25 protein-coding genes are annotated in these 23,013 nt (G+C 60.5%); 12 read left to right on the top strand and 13 right to left on the bottom strand.

What is annotated here, in order from left to right:
* Positions 1-82: 82 nt before the first annotated feature.
* Both BM346_RS11300 and BM346_RS11295 read right to left on the bottom strand, forming a co-directional pair.
* Positions 83-715 (bottom strand): hypothetical protein, encoded by a 633-nt coding sequence (locus tag BM346_RS11300; RefSeq protein ID WP_092012332.1) that lies wholly within the window; start codon positions 713-715, stop codon positions 83-85.
* On the bottom strand, positions 716-1,444 hold the full coding sequence (locus BM346_RS11295) for an SURF1 family protein (protein ID WP_092012330.1): 729 nt from the start codon (positions 1,442-1,444) through the stop codon (positions 716-718).
* A 74-nt stretch (positions 1,445-1,518) separates the two neighbouring features.
* On the opposite strand from BM346_RS11295, the gene BM346_RS11290 reads away from it, so the two are divergent.
* Entirely contained in the window at positions 1,519-1,731 is a 213-nt protein-coding gene (locus BM346_RS11290) for a twin transmembrane helix small protein (RefSeq protein WP_092012327.1), read from the top strand.
* Between the two features lie 54 nt (positions 1,732-1,785).
* Here BM346_RS11290 and BM346_RS11285 read toward each other — a convergent pair whose 3' ends face one another.
* From BM346_RS11285 to coxB, 4 genes are all read right to left on the bottom strand, one after another.
* Positions 1,786-2,673, bottom strand: coding sequence for a cytochrome c oxidase subunit 3 (locus BM346_RS11285; RefSeq protein ID WP_092012324.1), 888 nt, complete (start codon positions 2,671-2,673; stop codon positions 1,786-1,788).
* A 29-nt stretch (positions 2,674-2,702) separates the two neighbouring features.
* Positions 2,703-3,302 (bottom strand): cytochrome c oxidase assembly protein, encoded by a 600-nt coding sequence (locus BM346_RS11280; protein WP_092012321.1) that lies wholly within the window; start codon positions 3,300-3,302, stop codon positions 2,703-2,705.
* Positions 3,303-3,331: 29 nt separating this feature from the next.
* Positions 3,332-4,918, bottom strand: a complete 1,587-nt coding sequence (ctaD, locus tag BM346_RS11275; RefSeq protein WP_092012318.1) for a cytochrome c oxidase subunit I — start codon at positions 4,916-4,918, stop codon at positions 3,332-3,334.
* Positions 4,919-5,009: 91 nt separating this feature from the next.
* Entirely contained in the window at positions 5,010-6,134 is a 1,125-nt protein-coding gene (coxB, locus tag BM346_RS11270; RefSeq protein WP_092012315.1) for a cytochrome c oxidase subunit II, read from the bottom strand.
* A 322-nt stretch (positions 6,135-6,456) separates the two neighbouring features.
* Here coxB and BM346_RS11265 point away from each other — a divergent pair, with 322 nt between their 5' ends.
* The 9 genes from BM346_RS11265 (at position 6,457) to BM346_RS11225 (ending at position 15,048) form a co-directional block, all read left to right on the top strand.
* Positions 6,457-7,770, top strand: a complete 1,314-nt coding sequence (locus tag BM346_RS11265) for an MATE family efflux transporter (protein WP_406812893.1) — start codon at positions 6,457-6,459, stop codon at positions 7,768-7,770.
* A 114-nt stretch (positions 7,771-7,884) separates the two neighbouring features.
* Positions 7,885-8,526: a hypothetical protein gene (locus tag BM346_RS11260; protein WP_092012312.1), complete on the top strand. Its 642-nt coding sequence runs from the start codon at positions 7,885-7,887 to the stop codon at positions 8,524-8,526.
* Positions 8,527-8,548: 22 nt separating this feature from the next.
* Entirely contained in the window at positions 8,549-9,196 is a 648-nt protein-coding gene (locus tag BM346_RS11255; protein WP_092012309.1) for a methylamine utilization protein, read from the top strand.
* Between the two features lie 2 nt (positions 9,197-9,198).
* On the top strand, positions 9,199-11,556 hold the full coding sequence (locus BM346_RS11250; RefSeq protein ID WP_092012306.1) for a putative bifunctional diguanylate cyclase/phosphodiesterase: 2,358 nt from the start codon (positions 9,199-9,201) through the stop codon (positions 11,554-11,556).
* The gene (locus tag BM346_RS11245; protein WP_092012303.1) at positions 11,553-12,422 is read left to right on the top strand and encodes a DUF3034 family protein; all 870 of its coding nucleotides are present in this window, start codon (positions 11,553-11,555) and stop codon (positions 12,420-12,422) included. The genes BM346_RS11250 and BM346_RS11245 overlap by 4 nt, the downstream gene beginning before the upstream one ends.
* A gap of 11 nt (positions 12,423-12,433) precedes the next feature.
* Positions 12,434-12,871, top strand: a complete 438-nt coding sequence (locus BM346_RS11240) for a group I truncated hemoglobin (protein WP_092012301.1) — start codon at positions 12,434-12,436, stop codon at positions 12,869-12,871.
* 79 nt (positions 12,872-12,950) lie between these two features.
* Positions 12,951-13,334, top strand: a complete 384-nt coding sequence (locus tag BM346_RS11235; RefSeq protein ID WP_092012298.1) for a DoxX family protein — start codon at positions 12,951-12,953, stop codon at positions 13,332-13,334.
* Positions 13,335-13,344: 10 nt separating this feature from the next.
* Positions 13,345-13,563, top strand: coding sequence for a DUF1653 domain-containing protein (locus BM346_RS11230; RefSeq protein WP_092012295.1), 219 nt, complete (start codon positions 13,345-13,347; stop codon positions 13,561-13,563).
* 150 nt (positions 13,564-13,713) lie between these two features.
* On the top strand, positions 13,714-15,048 hold the full coding sequence (locus BM346_RS11225) for a Na+/H+ antiporter family protein (protein ID WP_092012292.1): 1,335 nt from the start codon (positions 13,714-13,716) through the stop codon (positions 15,046-15,048).
* Between the two features lie 205 nt (positions 15,049-15,253).
* Here the strand turns inward: BM346_RS11225 and BM346_RS11220 are convergent, their stop codons facing one another.
* Together BM346_RS11220 and prlC are read right to left on the bottom strand one after the other, a co-directional pair.
* Positions 15,254-15,508 (bottom strand): YheV family putative zinc ribbon protein, encoded by a 255-nt coding sequence (locus BM346_RS11220; protein ID WP_092012289.1) that lies wholly within the window; start codon positions 15,506-15,508, stop codon positions 15,254-15,256.
* 10 nt (positions 15,509-15,518) lie between these two features.
* Positions 15,519-17,570, bottom strand: a complete 2,052-nt coding sequence (gene prlC / locus BM346_RS11215) for an oligopeptidase A (RefSeq protein WP_092012286.1) — start codon at positions 17,568-17,570, stop codon at positions 15,519-15,521.
* Between the two features lie 176 nt (positions 17,571-17,746).
* Here prlC and BM346_RS11210 point away from each other — a divergent pair, with 176 nt between their 5' ends.
* Together BM346_RS11210 and BM346_RS11205 are read left to right on the top strand one after the other, a co-directional pair.
* Positions 17,747-18,295 (top strand): gamma carbonic anhydrase family protein, encoded by a 549-nt coding sequence (locus tag BM346_RS11210; RefSeq protein WP_092012283.1) that lies wholly within the window; start codon positions 17,747-17,749, stop codon positions 18,293-18,295.
* Positions 18,296-18,660: 365 nt separating this feature from the next.
* Positions 18,661-19,116 (top strand): Hsp20/alpha crystallin family protein, encoded by a 456-nt coding sequence (locus BM346_RS11205; RefSeq protein WP_092012280.1) that lies wholly within the window; start codon positions 18,661-18,663, stop codon positions 19,114-19,116.
* Positions 19,117-19,143: 27 nt separating this feature from the next.
* Here BM346_RS11205 and BM346_RS11200 read toward each other — a convergent pair whose 3' ends face one another.
* From BM346_RS11200 to hemF, 5 genes are all read right to left on the bottom strand, one after another.
* Complete coding sequence (locus BM346_RS11200) at positions 19,144-19,455, bottom strand: PA4642 family protein (protein ID WP_092012277.1); 312 nt, start codon at positions 19,453-19,455, stop codon at positions 19,144-19,146.
* 112 nt (positions 19,456-19,567) lie between these two features.
* A complete protein-coding gene (locus tag BM346_RS11195) occupies positions 19,568-20,401 on the bottom strand; it encodes a flagellar motor protein MotB (RefSeq protein ID WP_228704331.1) in 834 nt (277 codons plus the stop codon).
* An 11-nt stretch (positions 20,402-20,412) separates the two neighbouring features.
* On the bottom strand, positions 20,413-21,186 hold the full coding sequence (locus BM346_RS11190; RefSeq protein WP_092012270.1) for a MotA/TolQ/ExbB proton channel family protein: 774 nt from the start codon (positions 21,184-21,186) through the stop codon (positions 20,413-20,415).
* A gap of 59 nt (positions 21,187-21,245) precedes the next feature.
* Positions 21,246-22,079: a shikimate dehydrogenase gene (gene aroE, locus BM346_RS11185; protein ID WP_092012267.1), complete on the bottom strand. Its 834-nt coding sequence runs from the start codon at positions 22,077-22,079 to the stop codon at positions 21,246-21,248.
* A complete protein-coding gene (hemF, locus tag BM346_RS11180; RefSeq protein ID WP_092012264.1) occupies positions 22,069-23,004 on the bottom strand; it encodes an oxygen-dependent coproporphyrinogen oxidase in 936 nt (311 codons plus the stop codon). Before hemF ends, aroE begins: the two co-directional genes overlap by 11 nt.
* Positions 23,005-23,013 lie beyond the last annotated feature (9 nt).

Here is a 23,013-nt window from a genome sequence, read left to right as displayed (position 1 = left end):
GTTGTTCTTCTTTCACGATGGTTACCTTGTTCACATCAACCGGGCTTATCCATCCGCCAGGACCACGCCTGTCCGGTATAGATCAGCCAATCTGGGACAGCTTCATCAGATGCTTGAGATCTTCAAGCATTTCCTTGCCCGTGTGTTCAGTACCGTAATGCATCATCACGTTGCCAAAGGGATCGACCAGCAGGATGCGTGACTCTTCGGCAGGGTCGATCCCGTTCGGCCAGGAGGCTCCCTCACCCACAAGCCTGAGGCGCTCCATGGAGCTGTACTCGGAGCGCCAGCGGGTCTGCAGTTCCTCGGGAATCTCCCCTATCCAGGCTCCCCGGCCCATGCGATTGGCGTTCTTTCCCAAAGCAATATTCACCTGGCGCGCCAGATACATGAGGCGCTCGCAATCGCTGCCACAGGTCTCGGCGACGACAATCATCATCCACTTTGGCTCATGGAGAAGAGGTCCGAAGCGCTGCTCCAACGGGTCCCCATCGGCGCCAGCGAGATTCAGTTGTTCAACAGGAACGGCAGGCAGGATCAGTTCGCCATGATTACTGCGGCTCTCGGGGTGCAGCCAGCCTGTGTAATACATGATTGTGGCGAAAATCATGGGCCCGAAACCGATGGCAAAGAGGATCAGTGCAGTGCGGCGCCCACGACGGACCTGATCCGCGGTGGGTTCGGCTTCCTGCTGGCGGGCGGTGATGTCGGTCATTCAGGACTCCTGCTTACGATAGCTCGCTATTATTGTCAGTATGATGAGCGCCACTGCCAGGGAAAACCACTGCAGGGCATAACCATAGTGAGTCTGAGGACCCATCATATCGGGTTCCCAGTCAGCCCGGAAGGCTCCCGGTTGTGCGGGGTTCTCGAGCCGGAGAATCCGGTCAGCCACCTCCGGCGCCTGTTTCGCCACAATCTCGCGGGGAAGTGCCTGAACCCGGCGGGGCCAGCCCTCCGAACCGGTATCGGCGCCGGCGGCCGCCCCGGCCAGGACAGGAGGTTCGGGGTACCCGGCGATACGCCCACGGATTTCCACGGGGCCGGCGGGAATGCCAACAGCAGGCAGTTCGCTGCGGCGGCGCTCCGCCTTTACCCAGCCCCGGTTGACCACCACCGACGGACCCTGCCGCGGGTAAAACAGGGTAAGCACCTCGTATCCCGGCACACCGTCCCGGGTCCGGTTGTCCAGGAGCCAGCTGTAGCGACTGTATTCTCCCGCCGCAATCACGGGGCGCCCGGCTTTTCCTGCCGACTCACTCAGGTTGCCCCAGGCTTCGGTCTCGCTCGGGTCTGACCACTGGGCCAGAAGTTCCTTTTTCTCCTCCGCCCGGCTCAGTTGCCAGGTACCGAGCCCCAGTAACAGCGGCAGGAATACCCCGGCAAACAGGAGCAGGCGCCAGTCAAACACCCAGGTGCGCCCGCGGGATTCAAGATCCGACATGCTCTGTTATAGTCACAGGTTCGTAGCCTTTCTGAAGACAGGAATAATGGACAGCCATCCCGGAGACAGGGCCCATGCTTCTCAAAGTACTCATCGTCATCCTGATGCTGGCAATCATCGTCAGCCTGTTCAGTGGCCTCTTCTTCCTCATCAAGGACGATGGTAACCGACGGCGGGTGGTGAATTCACTGGCGGTCAGGGTCGTGCTGAGCATCCTGCTCCTGGCGGTGATCCTGCTGGCCCTGTGGCAGGGCGGCCTCAGCCTGAACCCCACCCCCTATCACTGAGCCGGCTGCACCCGCCAGCATCGCTGCCGGGTGCAGGATTACCGGCGGCTCGGGTCAGATAACATAGACAAACACAAACAGACCCAGCCAGACGACGTCGACAAAGTGCCAGTACCAGCTGGCGGCTTCGAACCCGAAATGATTGTCACCGGTGAAATGACCTTTCTGGATCCGCACCATCATGACGATCAGGATCAGGGTCCCCAGGATCACGTGGGCACCGTGGAAACCCGTCAGCATGAAGAAGGTGCTGCCGTAGATCCCGGACTGCAGCGTCAGGTTGAGATCCTGGTAGGCATGGACATATTCCTCAGCCTGAAGGCCCAGGAAAACCAGAGCCAGCACAATGGTGGCGCCAAGCCAGATTTTCACTTTCTTGCGGTTGTCTTCCTTGAGGGCGTGATGGGCCACAGTAATGGTGAATGAGGAGGTCACCAGCAGGATGGTGTTGATCAGCGGCAGCCCCCAGGGTCCGATAATGCCATCTGGTGGCGGATAGGCTTCCGGATTCGGAGTATTGATCAGCGGCCAGTTAGCCTGGAAGCCTTCCCACAGCATGGCGCTTGTGCCCTTGTCGCCTTCGCCGCCGAGCCATGGCACCACAAACACCCGTACATAGAACAGAGCGCCGAAGAAGGCCGCGAAGAACATCACTTCCGAGAAGATGAACCAGGCCATGCCCCACCGGAAGGAGCGGTCCATCTGCTCACTGTACAGGCCCGCCCGGCTCTCGCGGATCACCGACCCGAACCAGCCGAACAGCATGTAGACCATCACCAGGGCTCCGGCCAGAAACATGAACCAGGACGCCTGGGTGGGTTCTCCCTGTGAGTTGTTGACCATGATGGATGCCACCCCATACATGAGGAGGAACATCCCGATGGTGGCCACAATGGGCCACTTGCTCTGTTCAGGTACATAATACGTCTGGTTGTTCGCCATGCTTGTCTCCAGAGGCCTGTTCCGGTGGCCTATCCGTTTCTGTTTGTTGTTGTACTTTCACTCGCTGCGGTTTCGGCCGCCGGCACTTCCAGCTTCTGGTCGTACAGGGTGTAGGACAGCGTCAGCTTGTGGATGGTGTCCGGTAATGCCCTGTCGACGATGAAGACCAGGGGCATCTCCACCCGCTCACCCGCCTCCAGCTGCTGCTGGTTGAAGCAGAAACATTCGGTCTTGTGGAAATATCCGGTACCTTCGGATGGCGCCAGACTTGGAACCGCCTGGCCAACCATCGTTCTGGTGGTCGGGTTTTCGGCGATGAAGTTAACCGTTATCGCCTCCCCCGGATGAACCTTGATGCTTCGAACCTCCGGTTTGAAAACCCAGGGCATGTCCGGTCCGTTCTGGGCGGTGAACTGAACGGTTACCGTCCGGTTCACGTCCGCTTCCGTCGCCTGGGTGGACTCATAACGACCGGCGGTCTTGCCATTGATGCCCGTGATCTCACAGAAGACGTCATAGAGGGGCACCATGGCAAAGCCAAACCCGAACATTCCGATGACACCCCCAAGACACCAGGCGACGACCCGGGTATTGGAAGATCGACCATTGTTTTGCGGTGTTGATGCCATGAACGGTACCCCTTTTCAGCGACCGCTGCCTATTTCACGTCAGGTGGAGTGGCAAAGGTGTGGTAGGGCGCCGGCGACGGCACGGTCCACTCCAGCCCCTCGGCTCCCTCCCAGGGTTTGGCCGAGGCCTTTTCCCCATAGCCCCTGACACACTTAACCACGATGAACAGGAACAGCAGCTGGGTAGCACCGAACATGAAGGCACCCACGCTGGATACCATGTTGAAGTCGGCAAACTGCAGGGCATAGTCGGGGATACGGCGGGGCATCCCGGCCAGGCCGAGGAAGTGCATCGGGAAGAAGGCTAGGTTCATGCCCACGAAAGACAGCCAGAAATGGGTTTTGCCCAGGGTTTCGTCGTACATGGTGCCAGTCCACTTGGGCAACCAGTAGTAGGCGGCCGCGAAAATGCCGAAGATCGCACCAGGTACCAGGACGTAGTGGAAATGGGCCACCACGAAATAGGTGTCATGATACTGGAAATCCGCCGGTGCAATGGCCAGCATCAGGCCCGAGAACCCGCCGATGGTAAACAGTATGACGAAGGCTACCGAGAACAGCATGGGGGTCTCGAACGTCATGGATCCCCGGAACATGGTTGCCACCCAGTTGAATACTTTCACCCCGGTTGGCACGGCAATCAGCATGGTGGCATACATGAAGAACAGCTGCCCGAAGATGGGAATGCCCACGGTAAACATGTGATGGGCCCAAACCAGGAATGAGAGGAGGGCGATGGCACCTACCGCATATACCATGGAGGCATAGCCGAACAGGGGCTTGCGGGCGAATGCGGGGATGATGTGGGAAACCACCCCGAATGCCGGCAGGATCATGATATAGACCTCAGGATGACCAAAGAACCAGAACACATGCTGGAACAGGACCGGGTCACCGCCGCCGGCGGCATCAAAGAAACTGGTGCCGAAGTTGATGTCCATGAGCATCATGGTGACCACGCCAGCCAGTACCGGCATGACAGCAATCAGCAGGAAGGCGGTAATCAGCCAGGTCCATACAAACAGGGGCATCTTCATCAGGGTCATGCCCGGCGCCCGCATGTTGAGGATGGTGGCGATGACGTTGATGGCGCCCATGATGGAGGAAATACCCATGATATGGACGGCAAAGATGAAGAAGGTCGTGCTTGGCGGCCCGTAGGTCGTCGACAGGGGCGCGTAGAAGGTCCAGCCGAAGTTGGGGGCGCCGCCCTGCATGAACAGGGTGGACACCAGCATCAGGAACGCCGCCGGCAGCAGCCAGAAACTCCAGTTGTTCATCCGCGGCAGGGCCATGTCGGGCGCCCCCACCATCAGCGGCAGCATCCAGTTGGCCAGACCCACGAAAGCAGGCATGACCGCGCCGAATACCATGATAAGCCCATGCATGGTGGTCATCTGGTTGAAAAATTCGGGCTCCACGATCTGGAGACCCGGCTGGAACAGCTCAGCCCGAATGACCATTGCCATGCTCCCCCCGAGGAGGAACATGGCAAAGCTGAAGATCAGGTACATGGACCCGATATCTTTGTGATTGGTGGTTAACAGCCACCGGGTCATGCCTTTGGCGGGACCATGATGATGATCCTGGGCATGGGTATCTGCGACCGCACTCATTTGAAACCCCCGTTGCCGCCTTTTTCTTGTTGCTGGCGAAGTTTGTTATCTGGCGAACCTGACGGCGGCAATGCCACCGCCCGGCTGTCTCTTACTGGTTCTTGTAGTCGAAGACTTCCTTCGGTGTCACCATTTCGCCGGTATTGTTACCCCAGGCATTACGCTCGTAGGTAATGACCGCGGCAAGATCGGCTTCACTGAGCTGGGCACCGAAGGCCTGCATCGCGGTTCCGCTGACACCGTTGACGACAATATCAAGATGAGCCTGTATATCCTCGGTTACGACCGGCGTGCCCCGCAGTGACGGGAACGCGCCGCCACCGCCACCGGAACCGTCCTGACCATGACAGGCCGCACAGGCAGTGGCGTAGACACCTTCGCCGCGCTCAACCAGCTCTTCCAGGGTCCAGTCTTTTTCGGTGAGCTGACGTTCCTTCTCAGCGGCTTCCCGCTGGTCCGCCAGCCACAGGTTGTATTCCTCTTCGGGCAAGACCTCAACGACCACCGGCATGAAGCCGTGGTCCTTGCCGCACAACTCGGTACACTGTCCCCGATACGTGCCAGGCTTATCCACCTTCACCCAGATCTCGTTGATGAAGCCCGGGATCGCGTCTTTCTTTACCCCGAAATTGGGCACCCACCAGGAATGAATCACGTCGTTGGCGGTAAGCAGGAGACGGACCTTCTTGCCGGCAGGGATCACCATGGGGTTGTCCACGTCCAGCAGGTAGTTCTCGCTCTTTTCCATCCGGTTATAGATTTCGTCACGGGAAGTGGACATGTTCGAGAAGTAACCGAAGTCGTCCTCGATGTAGTCGTATTTCCAGCGCCATTGATACCCGGTGACCTTGATGTCCACTTCCGACTCGGAGGTGTCGTACATATCCACCAGGGTGGCGGTTGCCGGGATGGCCATGATGACAAGGATGGCAAAAGGTATAATCGTCCAGAGGATTTCCACGACGGTGTTCTCGTGGAAGTGGGCCGGCTTGTGGCCCTTGGACTTTCGATGGGCAAAGATGGACCAGAACATGACCCCGAAGACCACGACGCCTATTGCGACGCATATCCACAGGATAGTCATGTGAAGGCCAAAAATCTCGTTACTGGTGTCAGTTACCCCCGGGGACATATTCATCTGCCAGTCGGCCAGCGCCGAAGCAGATAATAACGATCCCGCAATAAGGGCACCTGCCCGTTTAACGTGCACGTGCATACCGCGTCTCCACAGAATGTTGTTCTTATACATGACAGACACGAGGCCAGACGCCTCCCGCGACTTCAGCCTGCCAAGTCTGGCGGATCTGCGTGACACTTCCACGACTGATGGAAGTTCGTCCCCCCGGAGCCATTGAACCCGGATGCGCTCGCACACGCAACAGGAAAGCACGGGAAGTCTGTTCACGGATAACCAGAAGTGAGTATAGACAGAGAGTTAGCCAACACTCAAACCTTGGACACATTTTGAATAATTTTATAGTTATAAACATATATCAATTTTGTTGGACGCGACCGACTCCCGAGCCTTTTCCGGGATGATGGTACTGACCCGCTCCGACCGGCATCTCTGGCGCCTGGCCTGGCCGCTGATGCTCACCAACCTGACCGTCCCCCTGCTGGGCCTGGTGGATACTGCCGTGCTGGGCCACCTGGACGATCCCCAGTACCTGGGAGCGGTTGCCGTTGGTGCAAACCTGTTCAGCATCCTCTACTGGACCTTCGGCTTCATGCGCATGGGCACTACCGGCCTCGCAGCCCAGGCTTATGGCAGGCAGGACCAGGTCGGCCAGGCCGCACTGCTGCTCCGCTCCCTTTTGCTCGCCATCGCCGTCGGGCTGACTCTGATCGCACTTCAGGGCCCGCTGATTACCACCGGGCTGGGGCTGATGAACCCGGGGCCGGATGTGGCTGCCCTGGCGGCGGAGTACGCCGCCATACGAATCTGGAGCGCCCCGGCGGTGCTCTGCCAGTACACGCTGGTGGGCTGGCTGATTGGCTGCCAGTTGCCCCGGGGGCCGATGGTCATGCTGATCGCCGCCAACAGCGTGAACATCCTGCTGGATGTTCTGTTCGTGACGGTGCTGGGATGGAACAGCCGGGGCGTGGCCATGGCCACGATCACCGCCGAGTATTTCGCAACGGCTCTGGGCCTCTGGCTGGTATGGCAGCGGCTGCCGGACCACCGGGCTTCACTGAAAACCCTGCTGGGCCAGCTGGAGGACTACCTGGCACTGATCCGCGTCAACCGCTACCTGATGGTGAGAACCATCTGCCTGCTGCTGGCACTGGCCTTTTTTACCGCACAGGGAGCCCGGCAGGGCGAGGTTATTCTCGCGGCCAACGCTGTGCTGCTGACGTTCCTGCTGGTCATTTCCGCCGGCCTCGACGGCTTTGCCAATGCCGCCGAAGCGTTGGTGGGACAGGCAGTTGGTCATCGCTCCCACGCCCGTTTCCTGGTGGCGTGCCGCACCGCCGCGCGCTGGTCGCTGATTGGCGCAGTGATCTTTACGGCCCTGTTCGTTCTCGGCGGACACTGGCTGATTGGCCTGCTGACCAGTATCGAGGAGGTGCGCGCCACCGCCCGGGACTATCTGCCCTGGTTGTGGCTGCTACCGATGGCAGCGGTCTGGGGATACCTTTTCGACGGTATTTTTATCGGTGCCACCCGTACCCAAGACATGCAGAACACCATGCTTTTCTCATCACTGGGAGTGTTCCTGCCCGTGTGGTGGCTGACCACCAGCTGGGGCAACCACGGCCTGTGGTTTGCGCTGATTGCCCTGATGCTCGCCAGGGCCGGATCCATGGGGGCGGTTTTCCTGGTCAGGACACGATCCGGATCATGGTTCTGAGATGAGTGATCGGTAATCACTCAGCACACCGAAAAATCTCAACTACACTGCAGAAAAAGGGGCGTCTGGCGACAGGCACCCCTGGTTTTTCCAGCAGATCCGGCTTTGTCTGACATGACCCCAGAGGCAGTATTGAACATCATTGATCAGGCCCGTCGACAGGAAGCACACTCTGGGGAGTTTCTCCGCCAGATGCGTGAAAAGGCCACACGCCTGCCCGCCAGCGTTACCGTGGAGGGATACCAGCCTGCCACCTGCCTGTTCCAGTTCGCCATCGAGTATATCGAGATGGCGCCGCGGCTGATCCAGTGCGTTGAAGAGTGCGCCCAGAAGTCCCGCAGGAGAGCCCTGTTTCTCCCCTTCATTGACACGGCTACCCGTTACTTCACCCAACCCTCCATCGTCCTCGCCCGGTATGACGGCCTGGATGGGCTTCTGATCAAGGCCTACCTGTGCCACCGTCTGATGGAGGAGATGTATGAAAACAACCAGTCCACCCGCCGCAGCCATGTCGTGGACATGGAGGCCATACGGGCCAACCTGCTGGCCCACCAGCTGATCGGCGAGCCCTTCGCCAATGAGCTGGATGAGTCCATTACCGTGACCATGCTGAACCTGGCGGGATCACCTGATTACTACGAACTGAACCTGGACCCCTTCGTCGAAGAGCTTGGCAAGGCAGCGCGGGAATGGATGCGTGAATACTGGGAAAACCTGCTGACCAGGAATCACATCCGGTTTACCCTGATGCCCTAAACGAACAGACGAGCAACCGGCAATGACTTTCAGAAAGGCCCTGATGCTGTGCTTTACAGTGGCCCCGCTGGCCGCCGTGGGCGGAGAACATTCTTTCCTGGTAACTGACGCCCGCACAGGAAGTGTACTTTCCGATGCGGTGGTAATTTTACCTGTCTCCGCGGACCATCCTGACGCAAACACCCGCATGATCCAGCGGAACCGGCAGTTCGTGCCCCAGGTGCTGGCGGTTACCGCCGGTACCGAAGTGACGTTTCCCAACCAGGATAATACCCAGCACCACGTCTATTCCTTTTCGCCGGCGAAAACCTTTGAGATTGAACTGTACGCCGGTGTACCGGAATCCCCGGTTCTGTTCGATGACGTGGGCGTGGTGGAACTGGGCTGCAACATCCACGACCACATGCAGGGCTTTATCCTGGTTACGGACCAGCGTCATGGGGTCACCGGCCCCGACGGCCGGGTGACCCTGAGCTGGCCCGACGACCGGGCGTTCCCGGAGCAGGTCCGGGTCTGGCATCCGCGACTGCCCGACAACACAGATTGGAGGGAGGTCTCCCTTTCCGGACCGGCCATGGCGGGGGCGACCGAGATCCAGCTGGATGTTCGGCCAGAGCCGCAGACCGATGGCTCCCTGCAGCGCCTGCAACAGCGCTTCCGGGACCTGTGAGGGTGGTGCCGGCCGGTCTGGGTTTCCGGGGGCGACTGCTGGCGGCGATGCTCTCCCTGGTCGCGGCCACCGCAGTGGTGCTCGGCGTGGTGTTCCTGGTGTATCTGCTGGAGGACGAAAAGCAGCGGGCGAGTGACAGCCTGGATGTGGCCGCCCGGGTCACCTCGGAGATCATGGCCCGCCGCAGCGAACTGCTGACCGGCAACCTGCAGGTGCTGGTGGACGACTTCGGCTTCAGGTCCGCCATCGCCAGTAACGATCAGGCGACCATGGAAAGCGCCCTGGTCAACCACGCCGGCCGGGCAGGGGCCGACATCGCCGTGGTCCTGGACAATCAGGGAGCGCAACTGATCGCCCTTGGTATCAGCGGGGAAACACTCCGCCAGGCTGTCCCAGGCCTGCTGCAGAGTGCACGCAACCGAGGTGGAGCAGACCAGATCATCAGCGCAGGTGGTCGGGCCCTCCAGATGTTCGCCGTGCCGATACGGGGGGCCGGACTGAGGGCGTGGCTGGTGGCTGGCTTTGTTCTGGATGATGCTTTCGCCCGCCAGCTGGCCGACCTCACGGGGACCGACGTTCTTTTCAGAATCCGCCAGAGTCAGGGGCAGGGGCTGCTGGCAGCGAGCCGCAGACCCGACCGCTTCCATCAGTTGCTTGATGACCTTCCCGAGACCACAACGGGAGAACGGCCGGTGGAGAATGAGCGGTTTTTCATCCGCACCATGGAGCTGGGCGGCGAGCAGGCATCCGCCGTGCAGGCAGTGCTGCTGATCGATCGCGAGGAAGCTCTGGCAAATTATTACAACCGGGCCACGGATCTGGCTCTCATTCTGATGCTGTCCATCGTCCTGTCTGGGCTGGTGGTGTTGGTAACGGCCCGGGCACTGGGGCAGCCGGTGCTGCAACTGGCCCGCTTCGCCACCGCTATTGGCGAAGGTAAGGACGCCGCCGAGCCCTCTCCACCGAGAACCCGGGAACTGCGAACGCTGCAGAGCGCCCTGACCACCATGCAACAACGAGTGCGCGACCGGGAAGACCGCATTCGCTTTAACGCCTTTCACGACGAACTGACCGGACTGGCCAACCGCAAGGCGCTCAACGAGAAACTCAGCCCGGCCCTGGAGGAGGCACACCCGCTACTGCTAGTCGGCGTCACCCTGAACCGCTTCCGGGCTCTGAACGACACCCTCGGTTTCCAGTTCGGGGACCAGGTCCTGTCCATGGCAGCGGACCGCCTCCAGCGTATCGTCGGGCACCGGGCCCTGGTGCTGGCCCGCACCGGCGGAAATGAGTTCATGGTGCTGGTTGAGCCGATGCAGGGGCCTCTAAAGGAGCTGCTGCTCGACATCAGGGATGGCCTCCAGGCCACCGCAACCATTGGCGAAACCCCTATCAGTCTCCACGTGGCAGTTGCCGGGCTGAAGCTGCCGGAAGACGCTGCCACGCTGGACCAGGTGCGGCGCCGCCTCAGCCTCACGCTGAAACGGGCCGAGCATGACCCCCGAAGCCTGGCTGTTTACGAACCCGGGGGTGACGAGACCCACCTGCGGGAACTCACCCTGACCCAGGACCTGCGACGGGCCATAGCCGACAACGGGCTCAATGTCGTGTATCAGCCCAAAATCCTGATGGCCAGCGCCGAAATGATTCAGGTGGAGGCCCTGGCGCGATGGCAGCACCCGGAGATGGGATTCATCTCGCCGGAGGAATTCATCCTGCTGGCGGAACAGACCGGCCAGATTGGTGACCTGACCCGTTTCATCCTCAGTCAGATTTCCCAGGACCTTGCCGACCTGCACCGCCAGGGGCTTGAGATTGGCGCTGCGATCAACCTGTCTGCCCTCGATCTGAGCAACCCGACCCTCACCGAGGAGATCCGGGAGGCCTTTTCCCGGCACAGCATCCCTTTCAGCTGGCTGACCTTCGAGATCACCGAAAGCGCCTTCATGTCAGATGCAACCTCGGCCAGAGCCACCCTGGACCAGCTGGGCACCCTGGGCGCCTCCCTTTCGGTAGACGATTTCGGCACCGGCTACTCGTCCCTGTCGCAACTGCGGCAGTTGCCGGTGCAGGAACTCAAGATCGACAAATCCTTTGTACTCAGACTGGAGCAGGAACCCCAGGATCAGCTGATCGTCCGCTCCACCATCGACATGGCCCATGGCCTGGGCCTGTCGGTAGTCGCCGAGGGCATCGAGAACCTGGACAGCTGGCGACTCCTGCAGCAATGGGGCTGCGACAAGGGCCAGGGCTTCTTCATGGCCCGGCCGATGCCCCAACAGGCGCTGGCGGCCTGGGCCCGGGACTTTCGCGCCGGGGCCCGGGAACTGCGTCCTCTCATGACCGGAGACATGCGATGAAACCTTCCACCCTGTGCCGACTGACACTGGTCGCCTGCGTGAGCCTGGCCCCGGCTGCGGCGCTGAAGGCCGATCCGGGCAGCCGGTTATGGGCTACCGGCGGCGTCACCACCATTGAAGGCACTGCCGGTGGCGGCCTGGTGCCCTGGGCACTGATGTCAGGCTACGCCAGTGATGAGGAATGGGGCGGGACCTTGACCCTCTCCCGGGCGGAAACGGACGACTTCACCCTCAACGTGACCGGCGCCGCCCTGAACTGGCGGAACCGGATCGAACTCAGTATCGCCCGCCAGACCCTGGATCTGGACACACTGGGGGCCGCCCTGGGCCAGGACGAACTCTCACAGGACATTTTCGCCGCCAAGGTACGGCTTGCCGGCGACGTTCTCTACAGCGACTACGGTCAGTGGTCCCTGGGGCTGCAGCACAAGCACCAACGGGAATTCGACGTGCCGGAAGCGGTCGGAGCAGAGGACGACCGCGGCACCGATGTCTATCTCGCCGCCAGCAAACTGTTCTTTGCCGCGGTTCTCGATCGCAACCTGCTGGTCAATGTCAGCCTCCGGGGCACCAGGGCCAATCAGGGGGGGCTTCTGGGATTCGGGGGAGACCGGAACGACAGCTATGAAGCGATGCTGGAAACCAGTGCCGGTATTCTGCTGAACCGTAGCTGGGTAGTGGGGGCGGAATACCGGCAGAAGCCCGACAATCTTGGCTTTGCCCGGGAACAGGACTGGTGGGACGTCTTCGTGGCCTGGATACCGGACCGTCGCCTCTCGGTGACCGCCGCCTGGGCGGATCTGGGCGACATCGCCGGGCTGGAGGACCAACGCGGCCTGTATGTTTCACTGCAAGGCACTTTCTGAGGAACCGACCAATGATCATCGTTGCGCGTACCCTGGCTCTGGCCGCCACTTTGGCCCTGGCCACGGCCTGTGCCACCTCGAACAGGAGCGGGGATTCGACGCTTTACCAGGGTCTGGGCGAGCGCTCCGGCATTGCCAAGATTGTTGAGGACCTGCTGTACCGGATTGTGGAAGACGACCGCATTGCCCCTCAGTTCAAGGGCATCGATGTGGTCCAGTTCCACACCAATCTGACCGACCAGATCTGCGAAATCAGCGGCGGCCCCTGCACTTACACCGGCCGTGCCATGACGGAGGTGCATGAGGGAATGAACGTAACCGAAACACAGTTCAATGCCCTGGCGGAACAACTGATACTGGCGATGGAGGAAAACCAGGTGAGCACCAGCGCCCAGAACCGGTTACTCGGGCGGCTGGTGGAACTGCATCCGGACATCACCCATCGGTAGCCATGGAAACTTGGCTCCGAAAGGCCCCGGCGTTAAGCTTGCAGCCTTTTGTGACCCCTCAGCCCGGAGCAACCTCTGAATGGATAATGCCGATCTCGGAAAACTGATCCTGCGTCTCACCCTTGGCGGGCTTTTACTGTTCCACGGCATCAGCAAGCTTCTCAATGGCGTCGGTCATATCGAGGCCATACTGGTGGCACATGGCATCCCGGCATTCTTCGCCTATGGTGTATTCATCGGGGAGTTGCTGGCGCCGCTGATGGTGATCCTGGGCTACCACACCCGGATCGGTGCCCTGCTGATCGTCTTCAACATGATGGTGGCCATTGCCCTGGTTCACGCCAGCGAACTGATGACGCTCGGTGGCGGTGGAGGCTGGTCTCTGGAACTCCAGGGCTTCTTCCTGTTCACGGCGCTGGCGCTGATCTTCCTTGGCCCCGGCCGCTATAAACTGAAAAACTGAGGTGTCCGCCATGCCCCGCAACGTGACTCCTGGTCGCTACCGTCACTACAAGGGAAGGGAATACGAAGTGCTCGGTACCGCCCGGCATAGTGAAACCGGGGAGTGGCTGGTCGTCTACCGCTGCCTGTACGGCGACTTCAGCCTCTGGGTGCGGCCCCTGGATATGTTTACCGAAACGGTCGAGGTCGCCGGGGAGCAGGTACCGCGATTCACCCCCGCAGGTGACTGATACCGGCTCCCGGCGGGCCCACCTCCGGGATCGGCTTTGACTCTGACTGCCGTTTACTGCACATTACCGCCCCGTTAGAACCAACCACCCCCTGATCAACCGTGACAGAAGGCCCCACAAGGGTATCTGTCGTCCTTACGGAGTCTTACCATGAACGCCGTTGTTGCCGCGGTCATCATCATGCTCGCCCTGAGTCTGTGCAGAATCCACGTTGTTGTCGCCCTGATCATCGGAGCCCTGGCCGGTGGACTGATCAGCGGCCTGTCCCTGGAAGCCACCATCGAAGCCTTCAATGGTGGCCTCGGGGGAGGGGCCACCGTAGCCCTGTCCTACGCCACCCTCGGAGCCTTTGCCGTCGCCATCGGCAAATCCGGCCTGGCCCACGCCCTTGCTGACAAGGCACTGGCCCTGGTGGGAAACCGGCAGGCCGGCGATACCAGTAGCGCCGCCAACAGGGGCGTGCGCTTTCTGATTATCGGCCTGCTGCTGTTGATCGCCATGTCATCCCAGAACATCCTGCCGATACACATTGCCTTCATCCCCCTGATCGTCCCGCCACTGCTCTATGTGATGGCGAAACTGAAACTGGACCGACGTCTGGTGGCCTGCGTGCTCACCTTCGGGCTGATCACCCCCTATATGTTCCTGCCAGTGGGTTTTGGCGGCATCTACCTTAACGAGATCCTGATGGCCAACGTGGGCCAGAACGGCATCGACACCGAGGGCCTCAGCGTCATCTCCGCCATGGCACTGCCCGCACTGGGGATGCTGGTGGGACTGCTGGTGGCGGTCTTTTTCAGTTACCGGGGGCAGCGCGACTACGAACTGGAGCGGATCGAACAGACCGAGCGGGTGAACACCCCATACAGCACCAGGACACTGCTCATGGCACTGGTGGCGATTGTCGCCGCGTTCGTGGTGCAACTATGGCTGGGCTCCATGATCCTGGGGGCGCTGACAGGGTTCATTCTGTTCAACCTGTCCGGCGTGGTGAAGTGGAAAGAGTCCGACGACCTGTTCACGGAAGGCATGAAGATGCTGGCGATGATCGGTTTCATCATGATCGCCGCCTCCGGTTTTGCCGAAGTCATGCGGGAAACCGGGGAGATCAGTGCCCTGGTGGAAGGCTCGGTGGCCGCCATTGGCGACAACCGCGCCCTGGCGGCCCTGCTCATGCTGGTAGTGGGCCTGATGATCACCATGGGGATAGGCTCCTCATTCTCCACCATTCCCATCATAGCCGCCCTCTACGTGCCTCTGGCCATGGAACTCGGCTTCAGCCCCCTCGCCATCCTGGCCCTGGTAGGCACCGCCGGCGCCCTGGGGGATGCCGGCTCACCGGCCTCGGACTCCACCCTGGGGCCCACCGCCGGCCTTAACGTCGACGGCCAGCACAACCACATCTGGGACACCGTGGTGCCCACCTTCCTGCACTACAACCTTCCGCTGCTGGCATTCGGCTGGCTGGCGGCCATGGTGCTTTAAAGACTTTTTAGCCACGGAAGGACACGGAAAAAAGACTTAAAAGACTAGCCACGGACGGCACGGACAAACACGGACAAAAAAGAAAAAGATGGCTTGTTTTTGTCCGCGCAAGTCCGACCAATCTTTTCCTTTTCCTTTTCCTTTTCCTTTTCCTTTTCCTTTTTCCGTGTCCTTCCGTGGATTCCGTGGCAAATCAGTCAGTCCGTCAGTCGTCGGAATCGCCCGCCTTGAAAAACACCACCTGCTTGACGGTATGGTCGTCTTCATTTTTGCGCTTGTTCACCCGGGTCTGCAGTTCACCGCTGTCCGGGGGCGGGTCTCCCTGGGTGTCGGTGAAGCCGCAGGACACGCATTCCCGGTGCTGAACGCCGTCGTCATCGGTGAACATGGTAAGCCGATCCATGGCCGCGCACCGGGGGCAAACGGCCCCGGCGATAAAACGTTTCGGTGATCTGGCCATGGACGCCCCCTCAGGCCGCACTCTGGTGATCGGTAATGCCCGACTGCTTCAGCAGGGCCTCGATGTTGGGCTCCCGACCCCGGAATGCCTTGAAAAGTTCCGCAGGCTCCCGGGAGCCACCCATCTCCAGGATGTTCTCCCGGAAGGACCGGCCGGTCTCAGGGTCGAAGATATCGGTCTCCTCGAACAGCGAGAAGGCATCCGCCGCCAGCACCTCGGCCCATTTGTAGCTGTAATAGCCCGCGGCATAGCCACCGGCGAAGATGTGGGAGAACGAGTTGGGGAACCGGTTGAATTCCGGTGACTCCACCACCGCGATCTCCTTGCGCACCTCCCGGTACACTTCCAGGGGATTGACGGGCGATTCCTCGTTGAACTCCGCGTGCAGGCGGAAATCGAACAGGGAGAACTCCAGCTGTCGCACCATCTGCATGCCGGCCTGGAAATTCTTGGCGGCCAGCATCTTGTCCAGCAGATCCCGCGGCAGGGGCTCACCGGTCTCATGGTGACTGGCGATCAGTTCCAGGGACTCGGGATTCCAGCACCAGTTCTCCAGGAACTGGCTGGGCAGCTCCACCGCATCCCAGGCAACACCGTTGATACCTGAAACATCCGCGACCTCGACCTGGGTCAGCATATGATGGAGGCCATGACCGAACTCGTGGAACAGGGTGGTCACCTCATCGTGGGTCAGCAGGGCCGGCCTGTCATCGACAGGGGGCGTGAAGTTGCAGGTGAGGAAGGCCACCGGCAGCTGCAGGGAGCCCTGCTGGTTGCGCCAGCGCACGCGGCAATCCGCCATCCAGGCACCGCCACGCTTGCCCTGGCGTGCGTAAGGGTCCAGGTAGAACCAGGCGATATCCTCGCCGTTGCGGGAGATGCGGTAGGCGGTGGCGTTCTCATGCCAGGTTTCCACTTCCGGGCGCTCTTCGATCTGGACGTCGAACAATTTTTCCGTCACCTGGAACAGCCCTGAAATGACCCGCTGGGCCGGGAACCAGGGCCGCAGCACTTCCGAGGAAATGTCGTAGCGCTTCTGGCGGAGCTTCTCGCTGTAATAGCCGACATCCCAGGCCTGCAGGTCGTCAACGCCGTACTCCTCTTTCGCGAACGTCTTCAGCTCAGCCATTTCCTGCTCGGCCACGGGTTTTGACTTGTCCGCCAGCTGATGAAGGAAGTCCAGTACCTCGTCGACACCGGAAGCCATCTTCGTGGCCAGGGAGCGCTCGGCGAAATTGCTGAAGCCCAGAAGCTTCGCCTTGGCATGGCGGCGCTTGAGGATCTCGCCCATGATCGGCGTATTGTCCCACCTGCCGGCGTCCGGCCCAACGTCGGAAGCACGGGTAACGAAGGCCTCGTACACCTCACGGCGCAGCTCACGGTTGTCGCAGTAGGTCATGACCGGATAGAAGCTGGGAAAGTCCAGGGTGATGACGTAGCCGTCGAGTTCCTTCTGCTTCGCCGCCTGCCTGGCGCCGGCCAGGGCCGATTCGGGAACGCCCGCCAGCTCTTTTTCATCGGTAATGTGCCGGTACCAGTGCTGGGTGGCGTCCAGCACGTTGTCACTGAAGCGGCTGGTCAGGTCCGCCAGCTCTCTCGACAGGTTGGCGTAGGTCTTTTTCTTGTCCGCAGGCAGATCCACACCGCCCAGGCGGAAGTCGCGCAGGGTGTTATTCACCATTTTGCGCTGGGCTTCCGACAACTTGCTGAAGTCGGGGCGTGCCGCGACTTTCTTGAAAGCCTCGCAGAGCGCTTCGTTCTGGCTGACCTCGGTGCCGTACTCAGTGAGCTTCTCCAGACAGCGTTTGTGGACCTTGCGAATCTCTTCGTTGTTCATCACCCCGTTGAGGTGGGAGATGACCGACCAGGCATTATTGAGACGGTCGTCCAGCGCCTGCATGGGCTGGACCAGGGTATCCCAGCTGGGGTCCTGCTGGCTGGCCAGATTCTGGATCTGCATGCGGTTGTCGCTCAGAATCTGGTCAATGGCGGGCTCCATGTGTTCGATCCGGATGTGATCGAATTTCGGGAGCAGGTCGGCTGTGAGTAGTGGGTTGTTCATTTGACCTCGTCTAGACTGATTGTAAGGTTTGAGCGTTTAGTCTTCTGCTCCGTGCCTGACAGGTGTTGGGGATGTTTTCTCCGCACGTAACGGATGGCCAGGTTCTGGAAAGCAGTTCACACTGTTGTCTGCGACGATAACGGTATACAAACCTCTTTGGCTAATAGGTGTATGTAATGGCGAATATACGTTCTCACAAGGGCATCAGCCCAAAATTCGGTGACCGGGCCTGGGTCGACGAGTCGGCGGTGGTGATCGGGGATGTGGAAATGGGAGACGACTGCTCGGTCTGGCCGATGACGGTGGTGCGCGGCGACATGCACCAGATACGCATAGGAAACCGGTGCAGCATCCAGGACGGCACTGTGGTCCACATCACCCACGCCTCCGACTTCAATCCGGGGGGCTGGCCGACGACACTGGGGGACGATGTCACTGTCGGCCACAAGGCGCTGATCCACGGCGCCACCATCGGCAACCGGGTGCTGGTCGGTATGGGCGCCATACTCATGGACGGCGTGGTGGTGGAGGACGATGTCATCATCGCAGCGGGCGCCCTGGTAACGCCGGGCAAACGGCTGGAGTCGGGCCACCTATACGTGGGTTCACCCTGCAAGAAGGCCCGGGCACTCACCGACGACGAAAAACGGTTCTTCACCTACACCGCAGCCAACTACGTCAAACTGAAGGACGAATACCTGATGGACAGGCCGCATTCCTACTGAAAACGCGCAGGCTACCGCCGATCCGAGCAGTAATCGGTCCTTCGTAATGTCTGACGGTCCTGGGTGTCTTGCAGCAGCGCCAGGAATGGCGCGGAGCAAGGCCGGTCCAGGGATGGACCGTGAATTACGGCGGAGAAAACCTCCCCCGCCACCCGGGAGCAGCCTGCAAAAACCCAAAAGTCACTCAACAACCTGACCCAAATCAAAACGCCCTCATCGGACCTCTTGAAAAACTCACAACCGCTCCTAGATTCGATAACAGCAAGCGTTCACGGATAACCATCCGGCGTCTGCCGGGATGGAGCTGTTCCGCGAATGAAGCTGAATGCAAAACCCATATTCAGATTCATAGGAGGAGTTTCATTATGGCCAACATCAGTCGCTGGAATCCGATCAGTGAGTTCGAGGATCTGCTTGACCGCTACAACCGTCATTTCGGCCTGCCGCGGGCACCCGGTGAAAGGGAAGGGAAAGATCTCTTCCGTCGCAGCGACTGGGCGCCGGCGGTGGATATCCGGGAAACCGGGGATTCCTTCGTCATTGACGCCGAGCTTCCGGGTATGCGGAAGGAAGACGTCAAGGTCACCGTTCATGAGGGTGTCCTCACCATCCAGGGTGAGCGCAAACAGGAAGAGGAAACCGACAGCGAGAAGCTACACCGTGTGGAGCGGGTCTATGGCAGCTTCCTGCGTCGTTTCACCTTGCCAGACAACGTCGACGACAACAGTGTAAAAGCCAGTTTCAACAATGGCGTGCTGTCAGTGACCCTGAAAAAGACCGAACCGGCTGAACCGAAGTCCATTGAGGTGGAAGTAGAGTAACCTGGTATGGCGGCGGGCTCGACGGAATCAGAGCTCCGCCGCTTTTTTCGCGCCCGCCGCCCGGAGGGTGTCGGCGTAATCGGTCATGCGCTTGTGGCGGGAGACATGGTCAAGAATGGTTTCGCCCTGCTCATCCAGAGCATTCAGGTCACGGCCGGCTTCCACGAAGAATCCGATAAACCGCGCAAAGTCCTCGGCCCGCATGGCCTGATAGGCCTTGATCAGAACGTGATGATCGGGGTTGATCCGGGCGTCATAGGGACTCAGGAACAGGAAGCTCTTGACCCGCTCATCGCTCCATTCCTCTCCAATGACTTTTGGTTGTTCCGGTCCGCTCATGATCTCTCTCTTTCGTTATAAAAAACATGTGGAATCAGGGGCCCAAAGTATAACGGCGACTGGCTGCGAGGGCCTAGTCGAATTGGGTCTTAGGTTCTAGCCCCCGGGAATATCAGCGCAGGATTTCCACTGGAAGATCCCTGGTTGGCACCGCATCGCGGCACTCCGGTTCGCGGATAGCGATTTCCACTCGCCGGTTTATGGCCCGGTTCTCTGCCGAGGTATTGGGCGCCAGAGGGCGGGTTTCGGCGCGGCCGGCCGCAATCACCCGCTCCGGTGGTATCTGCCGGTTGAGGACCAGCTCATGAACCACCGACACCGCCCTTGCCGCGGACAGATCCCAGTTGGAGCGGAAGCGGCTGCTGACGATGGGCACGTCATCCGTGTAACCGGCCACGATGACATCACCCAGACACTGGGCGACCACGTCCACCACCCGGTCAATGATTGGCAGCATGTCCGCCTTTATCTGTGCTTCGCCGGAATTGAACGTGGCCCGCTCGGAAAAACGGATCACCACCTGTTCCTCGTCGTAGCTGATGCTGAGGGACTCGTCGGCCACTTCCTCCTCCAGCTCGCCGATCAGCCGGGAGGTCAGTTCCACAACCCCTTCCGGAACCCGGGTAAGTTCCGGGGCCGCGCCACGGTCGTCGATGAACTCCGCTACCTCCCGGGGTGTGTCCATTGGCTCAGGTGATGACACCGTATCCGATTCGATAAGGGTGAGGGGCGATCCGCCAATATCCTCGGCCATCACATTGGCACTGCCAAAGGCCACGGCCATGGATTGGGCCATGGCGCGGTACTTCTCCACATCCATTTCGGCGAAGGACAGCAGCAGGATGAAAAAGGTGAGCAGCAGTGTTGCCAGGTCCGCGAAGGTGACGATCCAGGCGGGTGCGCCACGCCTGCCACGGCTGGGCCGCCTTTGTCTTGCCGACACCAGTGCCACGCTGCTCAGACCTCCTGGCCCGCTTGCGGCGACGGCCGCTGGTCAGGGCTGACGAACGATGACAGGATTTCAGTGATCACACGCGGGTTCTGACCCTTCAGAATGTTCTGGATACTGGTGGCGATGAGCATATGGTTGCGGCGCTCGTCCTCCGCCTTCAGCTGGAGCTTGTCCGCCAGCGGAAGCGCAATGAGCTGGGCAATGAAGGCGCCATAGAGGGTGGTCAGCAGGGCTATCGCCATGGCCGGACCAATGGAAGAGGGGTCGTCCAGGGTATTGAGCATCTGCACCAGGCCCACCAGGGTACCCAGCATGCCGATGGCGGGCGCCGATTCCCCGATCCCGCGGAAAACCCTCTCCGCCACTTCGTAGCGCTCGTCGGTCAGCTCAATCTCCTGGGCCAGGGTCTCCTCCACCATTTCCGGTGAATGCCCGTCCACGCAGAGATTGATCGCTTTCTGCAGGAAGGCATTGTCAGTGTCGTGGCTTTCCAGTCCCAGGATTCCGTCTTTGCGCACCACCCGGGCGAGTTCACCCACCTCGCGGATCAGATCCCGGGGGTGGTCGAGACGTTCGGTGAAGGCGGCCCTGATGGCCAGCCTGAATGAACTGGCCACCGTCGGCAGTCGAAACTTGATCAGAGTGACGGCGAAGGTGCCGCCCAGAACAATGGCCAGGCCGGGAAGATTCAGGAAGGTCAGCGCCGAGGCATTGGCCAGCATGGCGATGATGACAATCACCACGCCCGCAACCAACCCGACCAGGGTCAAAATGTCCATAATACGCCTCAGGGAAAGGACAACTTCAAGAGGCCAAAGCATAGCCCAGTTGCGGGGCCTCAGGCCATGGGCGGCCGTAGCTCCTGCATCACAGTTTTGGTATCCGGACTGACGCCGCGCCAGATCCGGAAGGACTCCGCCGCCTGCTCGATCAGCATGCCCACGCCATCCAGTACCTTTTCCGCACCCTGCTCCCTCGCCCACTTGTTGAAAGGGGTGGTCGAGGCCGCGTACATCATGTCGTAAACGACGGTTCTGTCTGAAATGGCCGTATCCGGGACCGGCGGCAGATCCCCCATCAGGCTTGCGCTGGTGCCATTGACAATGATATCGAAAGGGCCCTTGACCGTAGCGAAACCGGCGGCTCCAAGGGATGTATTGCCGGCATCATCGGCGAACAGGGAAACCAGACCCTGGGCTTTCACCACGGTCCGGTTGGCAATGGTCACTTCCGCAGGCTGCTCGGCCAGAATCGGACCAAGCACGCCCCTCACCGCACCTCCGGCTCCCAGGATCAGGATTTTTCTGTCCCGCAGGCTGACTCCCGCGTTGTAGGTCAGGTCACGAACCAGGCCGGCTCCGTCGGTATTGTCCGCCATCAGCCGGCCGGACTCGTCCAGGTACAGGGTGTTGGCCGCGCCCGCCTTCTGAGCCCGATCACTGCGAACGTCCGCCAGCTCCCAGGCCTGTTCCTTGAACGGAACGGTCACGTTGAGGCCTTTGCCGCCCTGGGCGAAGAACCCCCGGACAGTTTCGGCAAATTCCTCCAGGGGGGCCTGGATTGCCGTGTACTCCATGGCCTCGCCGGTCTGGGCGGCGAAAAGCCCGTGAATGCGGGGCGATTTGCTGTGGCTGACAGGATTGCCTACCACGGCATACAGATCATTGTGCATCGTCGTCCTCCAGCCAGTTCCTGCCGGTGAGAAAGTGTTCGGTCAGGCGGGCTTCTTCTGTGCCGGGTTCCGGTCGCCATTCGTAATCCCAGCGCACCAGTGGTGGCAAGGACATGAGAATGGACTCCGTACGGCCGCCGGACTGCAGTCCGAATAGGGTACCCCTATCGTAGACCAGGTTGAACTCCACGTAACGACCGCGGCGATAGAGCTGGAAGTCCCGTTCCCGCTGACCCCAGGGATGATCCTTGCGCCGGCGCACAATAGGCTCATAGGCCGCGACGAAGCTGGATCCCACCGCCTGCATCAGACCGAAGTCTTCATCGAAGTGGCCGGTGTTATGGTCGTCGAAGAAGAGCCCGCCAACACCTCGCGGCTCCTGACGGTGCCTGAGGTAAAAATATTCGTCACACCACTGCTTGTAGCGTGGGTAAATGTCGGGGCCAAAGGGAAGGCAGGCATTGCGGGCGGTCTCATGCCAGTGCCGGCAGTCTTCGTCAAAACCATAGTAAGGCGTAAGGTCATACCCGCCGCCAAACCACCACACCGGTTCGCTGTCCTTCGGAGTGGCAATAAAGAAGCGGACGTTGGCATGGGAGGTGGGAACGTAGGGGTTTTTCGGGTGCATCACCAGAGATACCCCCATGGCCTGCCAGGGTGCCCCGGCCAGGTGGGGACGGTGGGCCGTGGCCGACGGCGGCATCTGGGCGCCGGTGACCCGGGAAAAGTTCACGCCCCCTTTCTCGAACACATTGCCATCCGAAATAACCCGGCTGATGCCGCCACCCCCCTCGGGCCGGTCCCAGGAGTCGGCGATGAACGCTCCCCCGCCGTCAAGGGCTTCGAGTCGTTCGCAGATGGTCTTCTGGAGATCCAGCAGATACTGGTGGACCGCCTCGGAGTTCGGATTTGAGGTATCGGACATCGGGTTCTC

The organism is Marinobacter daqiaonensis (genome assembly GCF_900115285.1).
GTDB lineage: Bacteria > Pseudomonadota > Gammaproteobacteria > Pseudomonadales > Oleiphilaceae > Marinobacter > Marinobacter daqiaonensis.
This window is presented reverse-complemented; position numbering and strand designations above follow the sequence as displayed.

Bases quoted from the DNA above. Each gene is read 5' to 3' on its own strand.
- BM346_RS11300 (WP_092012332.1), bottom strand. From the start codon at position 715: ATGACCGACATCACCGCCCGCCAGCAGGAAGCCGAACCCACCGCGGAT.
- BM346_RS11295 (WP_092012330.1), bottom strand. From the start codon at position 1,444: ATGTCGGATCTTGAATCCCGCGGGCGCACCTGGGTGTTTGACTGGCGC.
- BM346_RS11290 (WP_092012327.1), top strand. From the start codon at position 1,519: ATGCTTCTCAAAGTACTCATCGTCATCCTGATGCTGGCAATCATCGTC.
- BM346_RS11285 (WP_092012324.1), bottom strand. From the start codon at position 2,673: ATGGCGAACAACCAGACGTATTATGTACCTGAACAGAGCAAGTGGCCC.
- BM346_RS11280 (WP_092012321.1), bottom strand. From the start codon at position 3,302: ATGGCATCAACACCGCAAAACAATGGTCGATCTTCCAATACCCGGGTC.
- ctaD (WP_092012318.1), bottom strand. From the start codon at position 4,918: ATGAGTGCGGTCGCAGATACCCATGCCCAGGATCATCATCATGGTCCC.
- coxB (WP_092012315.1), bottom strand. From the start codon at position 6,134: ATGCACGTGCACGTTAAACGGGCAGGTGCCCTTATTGCGGGATCGTTA.
- BM346_RS11265 (WP_406812893.1), top strand. From the start codon at position 6,457: ATGGTACTGACCCGCTCCGACCGGCATCTCTGGCGCCTGGCCTGGCCG.
- BM346_RS11260 (WP_092012312.1), top strand. From the start codon at position 7,885: ATGACCCCAGAGGCAGTATTGAACATCATTGATCAGGCCCGTCGACAG.
- BM346_RS11255 (WP_092012309.1), top strand. From the start codon at position 8,549: ATGACTTTCAGAAAGGCCCTGATGCTGTGCTTTACAGTGGCCCCGCTG.
- BM346_RS11245 (WP_092012303.1), top strand. From the start codon at position 11,553: ATGAAACCTTCCACCCTGTGCCGACTGACACTGGTCGCCTGCGTGAGC.
- BM346_RS11240 (WP_092012301.1), top strand. From the start codon at position 12,434: ATGATCATCGTTGCGCGTACCCTGGCTCTGGCCGCCACTTTGGCCCTG.
- BM346_RS11235 (WP_092012298.1), top strand. From the start codon at position 12,951: ATGGATAATGCCGATCTCGGAAAACTGATCCTGCGTCTCACCCTTGGC.
- BM346_RS11230 (WP_092012295.1), top strand. From the start codon at position 13,345: ATGCCCCGCAACGTGACTCCTGGTCGCTACCGTCACTACAAGGGAAGG.
- BM346_RS11225 (WP_092012292.1), top strand. From the start codon at position 13,714: ATGAACGCCGTTGTTGCCGCGGTCATCATCATGCTCGCCCTGAGTCTG.
- BM346_RS11220 (WP_092012289.1), bottom strand. From the start codon at position 15,508: ATGGCCAGATCACCGAAACGTTTTATCGCCGGGGCCGTTTGCCCCCGG.
- prlC (WP_092012286.1), bottom strand. From the start codon at position 17,570: ATGAACAACCCACTACTCACAGCCGACCTGCTCCCGAAATTCGATCAC.
- BM346_RS11210 (WP_092012283.1), top strand. From the start codon at position 17,747: ATGGCGAATATACGTTCTCACAAGGGCATCAGCCCAAAATTCGGTGAC.
- BM346_RS11205 (WP_092012280.1), top strand. From the start codon at position 18,661: ATGGCCAACATCAGTCGCTGGAATCCGATCAGTGAGTTCGAGGATCTG.
- BM346_RS11200 (WP_092012277.1), bottom strand. From the start codon at position 19,455: ATGAGCGGACCGGAACAACCAAAAGTCATTGGAGAGGAATGGAGCGAT.
- BM346_RS11190 (WP_092012270.1), bottom strand. From the start codon at position 21,186: ATGGACATTTTGACCCTGGTCGGGTTGGTTGCGGGCGTGGTGATTGTC.
- aroE (WP_092012267.1), bottom strand. From the start codon at position 22,079: ATGCACAATGATCTGTATGCCGTGGTAGGCAATCCTGTCAGCCACAGC.
- hemF (WP_092012264.1), bottom strand. From the start codon at position 23,004: ATGTCCGATACCTCAAATCCGAACTCCGAGGCGGTCCACCAGTATCTG.